The organism is Microbacterium sp., assembly GCF_051953575.1.
Classification (GTDB): domain Bacteria; phylum Actinomycetota; class Actinomycetes; order Actinomycetales; family Microbacteriaceae; genus Microbacterium.
Genome location: NZ_JBQCIP010000202.1, coordinates 1 through 4,669, shown reverse-complemented (window position 1 = coordinate 4,669; position 4,669 = coordinate 1). Strand labels below are relative to the sequence as shown.

At 70.8% G+C, this 4,669-nt stretch carries 3 protein-coding genes, 1 tRNA gene and 1 other RNA gene; 4 read left to right on the top strand and 1 reads right to left on the bottom strand.

The window, feature by feature from the left end; genetic code table 11:
• The first annotated feature begins 168 nt into the window (after positions 1 to 168).
• Positions 169 to 241, top strand: a tRNA-Val gene (locus tag ACTHNQ_RS12510).
• Positions 242 to 266: 25 nt separating this feature from the next.
• Here the strand turns inward: ACTHNQ_RS12510 and ACTHNQ_RS12505 are convergent.
• A complete protein-coding gene (locus ACTHNQ_RS12505) occupies positions 267 to 1,784 on the bottom strand; it encodes an amino acid permease (RefSeq protein ID WP_440333819.1) in 1,518 nt (505 codons plus the stop codon).
• Positions 1,785 to 1,873: 89 nt separating this feature from the next.
• On the opposite strand from ACTHNQ_RS12505, the gene ACTHNQ_RS12500 reads away from it, so the two are divergent.
• The 3 genes from ACTHNQ_RS12500 to rnpB all read left to right on the top strand — a co-directional run.
• Entirely contained in the window at positions 1,874 to 2,605 is a 732-nt protein-coding gene (locus tag ACTHNQ_RS12500; protein ID WP_440333817.1) for a zinc ribbon domain-containing protein, read from the top strand.
• A 21-nt stretch (positions 2,606 to 2,626) separates the two neighbouring features.
• Positions 2,627 to 4,354, top strand: a complete 1,728-nt coding sequence (locus tag ACTHNQ_RS12495) for a bifunctional 3'-5' exonuclease/DNA polymerase (protein ID WP_440333815.1) — start codon at positions 2,627 to 2,629, stop codon at positions 4,352 to 4,354.
• A gap of 46 nt (positions 4,355 to 4,400) precedes the next feature.
• An RNA gene (gene rnpB / locus ACTHNQ_RS12490) (RNase P RNA component class A) lies at positions 4,401 to 4,669 on the top strand; the annotation flags it as partial.

Genomic DNA, 4,669 nt, shown 5'->3' with positions numbered 1-4,669 from the left:
GTACGGATCCTGATCGTTGACAGTCACAGATGACCTTTCGTCGTCTGGCAGATCGTGCCAGGGAATCGCTACCGGAGCGGGGCGGGCTTTGTCTGCCCGGCACAACGCACCACCTGCCAGCCTAGCGAGTTCGAGAGCGCGGGGACGCACCTCGTAGACTGACCCCGAGGGCCTTTAGCTCAGCTGGTAGAGCGCCACGTTTACACCGTGGATGTCGTCGGTTCGATCCCGGCAGGGCCCACACCGCTTCGATCGATGGATGCCGCTCACCCGCGCTCCTCGCCGCCTTCCCGTTCGTGCGACACGACATGGGGGAGTGCGAACTCCTGGTAGCCGGGCTGCCCGATGCGGGAGTGCCGGTGCGAGTAGGTGAAGTAGATCACGAACCCGATCACGAGCCACACCAGGAAGCGGAGCCACGTCTCGACCGTCAGGTTGAGCATGAGGTAGACGCAGATGGCCGCAGAGAGTCCCGGCAGCCAGGGGTTGAGCGGCACCCGGAAGCTGCGATGCAGATCGGGTCGCTTGCGCCGGAGCACGATCACGCCGACCGAGACGAGCACGAAGGCCGACAGCGTGCCGATGTTGACCATCTCTTCCAGAAGGCCGACCGGGGTGAACCCGGCGACGACCGCGACGATGACGGTCACGATGATCGAGATGACCCACGGCGTGCGCCACCGGGGGTGGACCTTCGCCAGCCCGAGGGGCAGCAGGGCATCCCGCGACATCGCGAAGATGATGCGGGTCGCGCCGATGAGCAGCGTCAGCACGACCGTTGTGAGGCCTGCGACGGCGCCCGCCGAGATGAGCGTGGCCATCCACGTCGCACCGTGGAAGGCGAAGGCGTTCGCGAGGGCGGCGGCCGGATCCAGATCCTGGTAGGGCACCATGCCGGTGACCACGAGCGCCACCGCGCAGTACAGCAGCGTGCAGATCACCAGCGAGGCGATGATGCCGATGGGCAGATCGCGCTGCGGGTTGCGGGTCTCTTCCGCCGTCGTCGCCACGACGTCGAATCCGATGTAGGCGAAGAAGACGAGGGCTGCCCCGGCGAAGATGCCGCCGACGCCGAATGCCGTCGGTTCGATGCCGGAGAAGAACTGCAGGAGCGGCTGGCTGAGGCCGGTCGCGGCATCGCGGGGCGCCGGGTCGGGGATGAACGGCGCCCAGTTCGCGGGGTTCACGAACAGCAGCCCGGCGACGATCACGAACAGCACGATGAAGAGCTTCACTGCCACGAGCACGAGGTTGACCCGCAACGACTCCTTGATGCCGAACGTCATCAGTCCGCCGAGCACCACCACGAGGAGGATCGCCATGAGGTCGACGGTGCCGCCGTAGCCGATCTCGGCGGGGATCGGGATGCCGAGCTGCGCGAGCAGCGTGCCGAGGTAGGCGCTCCATCCCTGGGCCACGACGCTCGCTCCGAGGAACATCTCCAGGATCAGATCCCAGCCGATGATCCAGGCGAACAGCTCGCCCAGCGACGAGTACGAGAACGTGTACGCCGATCCCGACACGGGCACGGTCGAGGCGAACTCCGCGTAGCAGAGCGCGGCCAGCGTGCACGCGATCGCGGCGACCACGAAGCTGATCACGATCGCCGGTCCCGCCACCTCGTGCGCGGCGCGCCCGGTGAGCGTGAAGATGCCCGCTCCGATCACCACGCCGATGCCGAACACGGTGAGGTCAAGGGCCGTCAGGGACTTCTTGAGCCGGAACTCGGGTTCGTCGGTGTCGGCGATCGACTGCTCGACGGACTTCGTACGCAGAACACCCATCGTTCGTGCCTTTCGTCGTCGGAAGGACCGGTCGTCGAATGCTAGTCCTCGCCGTACTCGCCGTCGACGCCCCACGGTAGGTTTGTTCCGTGAACGCCAGCCACGCAGACCAGCGCCGCCTCGTCGAGGTCGCCCAGCTCGACGCCCGCATCCGACAGGCCGACAACGCGCGCAAGAACCCGCCGCAGGCCGCGCGCGTGCAGGAGCTGCTGGGGCGTCGGCAGGAGCTCTCGCAGGAGCTCTCGGTGCGGCTCGGGGCGCGTGACGACATCCGCACCGAACTCTCGCGCATCGAGTCCGACGTCGCCGTGGTCGATGCCCGCGCGGCGCGTGACAGCCAGCGCCTGGCGGCCTCCACGAACCCGAAAGAGGCGCAGAGTCTCGAGAGCGAGCTGGCGTCGCTCGCGCGTCGCAAGGACGACCTCGAAGACGCCGAGCTCGCCGTCATGGAGCGGCTCGAGGCTGCAGACGCGGCCGTCGCCGAGCAGGAGGCGCTCATCGCGGCGACGAACGCCGAGGGCGCCGAGCTCAGCGCCGACGGCAAACGGGCCGTCGCCGAGGCCACCGCCGCCTTCGAGGCGGCCCAGCGCGACCGCGCCGCCCTCGCCACGACCGTTCCGGCCGACCTCCTCGCGCTGTACGAGCGCCTCGCGACCCGCAGCGCCGGTGCGGCCTTCCTTCGGGCGCGCACCTGCGAAGGGTGCCACATGGTGCTCTCCGGCACCGATCTGCAGGTGCTGCGCCAAGCGGCCGACGACGACGTCGTCACCTGCCCGGAATGCGGCTGCATCCTCGTCATCGACGTGGACTCGGGCCTGTGAGCCGTTCCCCGCGCCCCGGCCGTGGACCCGTCTGAGGCACCCGCCTGGATCGTGCTGGGCCGCGGCGCGCACGGGGCGACCGCGCTGCTGCTCGATGCGGAGGCATCCGCGTCCCGGCGCCTCGACGTCGACGACCGAGACCTCGCTGCGTGGGTCGCGGGCATCGAGAACGAGCATGCTCCCCGGTGGGTCTGGAACGACACCGCTCGCTGGTACCCGCCGCTTCTCGCCGCGGGCGTGAGGGTCGCACGCTGCCACGACCTTCGCCTGTGCCACGCGATCCTGCGCGATTCGGCCCTCGTCGCCCCCGATGATCCGCTCCGGCGGTCGAGCGGATGGGATGCCGCACCCCACGTCGCCGATGACACGGCCCCCGCCCTGTTCGAACTCGACGGGGCCGCGACGCGCCCGGGCCTGCCCGAAGACGTGGACGACGCTCACGGCGAGTTCGCGCGTCAGCGAGCTGCCATCGCGGGCGCGCGCGACCCTGGCCGGCTGCGCCTGCTGACGGCGGCGGAATCCGCCGGTGCCCTGGTCGCCGCCGAGCTGCGCGCCGCCGGCCTGCCGTGGGATGCGGCGGAGCACGACCGGATCCTCGTCGAGACTCTCGGCGAGCGTCCACTGGCGGGCGGTCAGCCGGCGCTTCTGGCGGCGGCCGCCGCGCGCGTGCGGGAGGCGCTCGGCGATCCGGCCGCGAGCCTGGACTCGCAGCCCAAGCTTCTGCGCTCGCTCCACCGCGTCGGCGTGCTGGTGGACTCGACGAGCCGATGGGAACTGGCCGAGCAGCGGCATCCCGTCATCGAACCGCTCCTCGAGTACAAGAAGCTGTCGCGCCTGCTGTCGGCCAACGGCTGGTCGTGGCTTGCGGAATGGGTCTCGGACGGGCGCTTCCGGCCGGTGTACATCCCTGGCGGGGTCGTCACCGGCCGCTGGGCCTCTTCGGGCGGCGGCGCTCTGCAGCTGCCGCGTCAGCTGCGCGAGGCGGTGCGCGCCGACCCGGGCTGGCGGCTCATCATCGCCGACGTCGCCCAGCTCGAGCCGCGTGTGCTGGCGGCGATGTCGGGCGACACCGCCCTCGCCGCAGCGGCGCGCGGTCGCGACCTCTACGCGGGTGTCGTCGAGAGCGGAGCCGTCGCTTCGCGGCAAGAGGCGAAGATCGCCATCCTCGGCGCGATGTACGGCGCGACGACAGGGGAGTCCGGACGGCTGGTGCCGCGTCTGCGGCGAGCGTATCCCCGGGCGATGGGGCTTGTGGACGAGGCCGCCCGCACCGGCGAGGACGGCGGCGTCGTCTCGACGTGGCTCGGCCGCAGCTCGCCCCCGCCGTCGTCGGACTGGGCGGCACTGCAGTCACGGGCCACCGAGGCCGAGGCATCCGGAGCGGACGAGACGCGCGCCAAGCGCTGGGCGCGCGACCGAGGACGCTTCACCCGCAACTTCGTCGTGCAGGGCACCGCGGCAGAGTGGGCTCTCGCATGGCTCGCTGATCTGCGCACACGCCTGGCGGCGATGGCGCCCGTCGACCCCGACAGGTCGGCGCCGCGGTCGGGCCCCGTGTTCGCACGCCGGCCGCACCTCGCGTTCTTCCTGCATGACGAGGTCATCGTGCACACGCCCGAGGAGCATGCGGACGCCGCCGCCCAGGCGGTCGTCGACGCTGCCGACGCGGCGGGGCGCCTGCTGTTCGGCGGTTTTCCGCTCGACTTCCGGCTCGACGTGCGCATCGCCCACACCGCGATGAAGGACTGACGCGGCGAGGTCTCCCAGCGCACCCCGATAGACTCACGGATGCGAATGGGTCGGCTGGACGGTCGCGTCGCGGGTCTCCCGCGCCGAGGAACGTCCGGGCTCCACAGGGCAGGGCGGTGGGTAACACCCACCCGGAGCGATCCGCGAGACAGTGCCACAGAGAGCAGACCGCCCCGGCTTCGGCCGGGGTAAGGGTGAAAGGGCGGTGTAAGAGACCACCGGGGTCGTGGTGACACGACCCGCACGGCAAACCTCGCCCGGAGCAAGGCCAGACAGGGGATGTTGACGCGGCCCGCCGAGTCCCCGGGTAGGCCG

Coding starts and splice junctions, on each gene's coding strand:
- ACTHNQ_RS12505 (WP_440333819.1), bottom strand. CDS start 1,784: ATGGGTGTTCTGCGTACGAAGTCCGTCGAGCAGTCGATCGCCGACACC.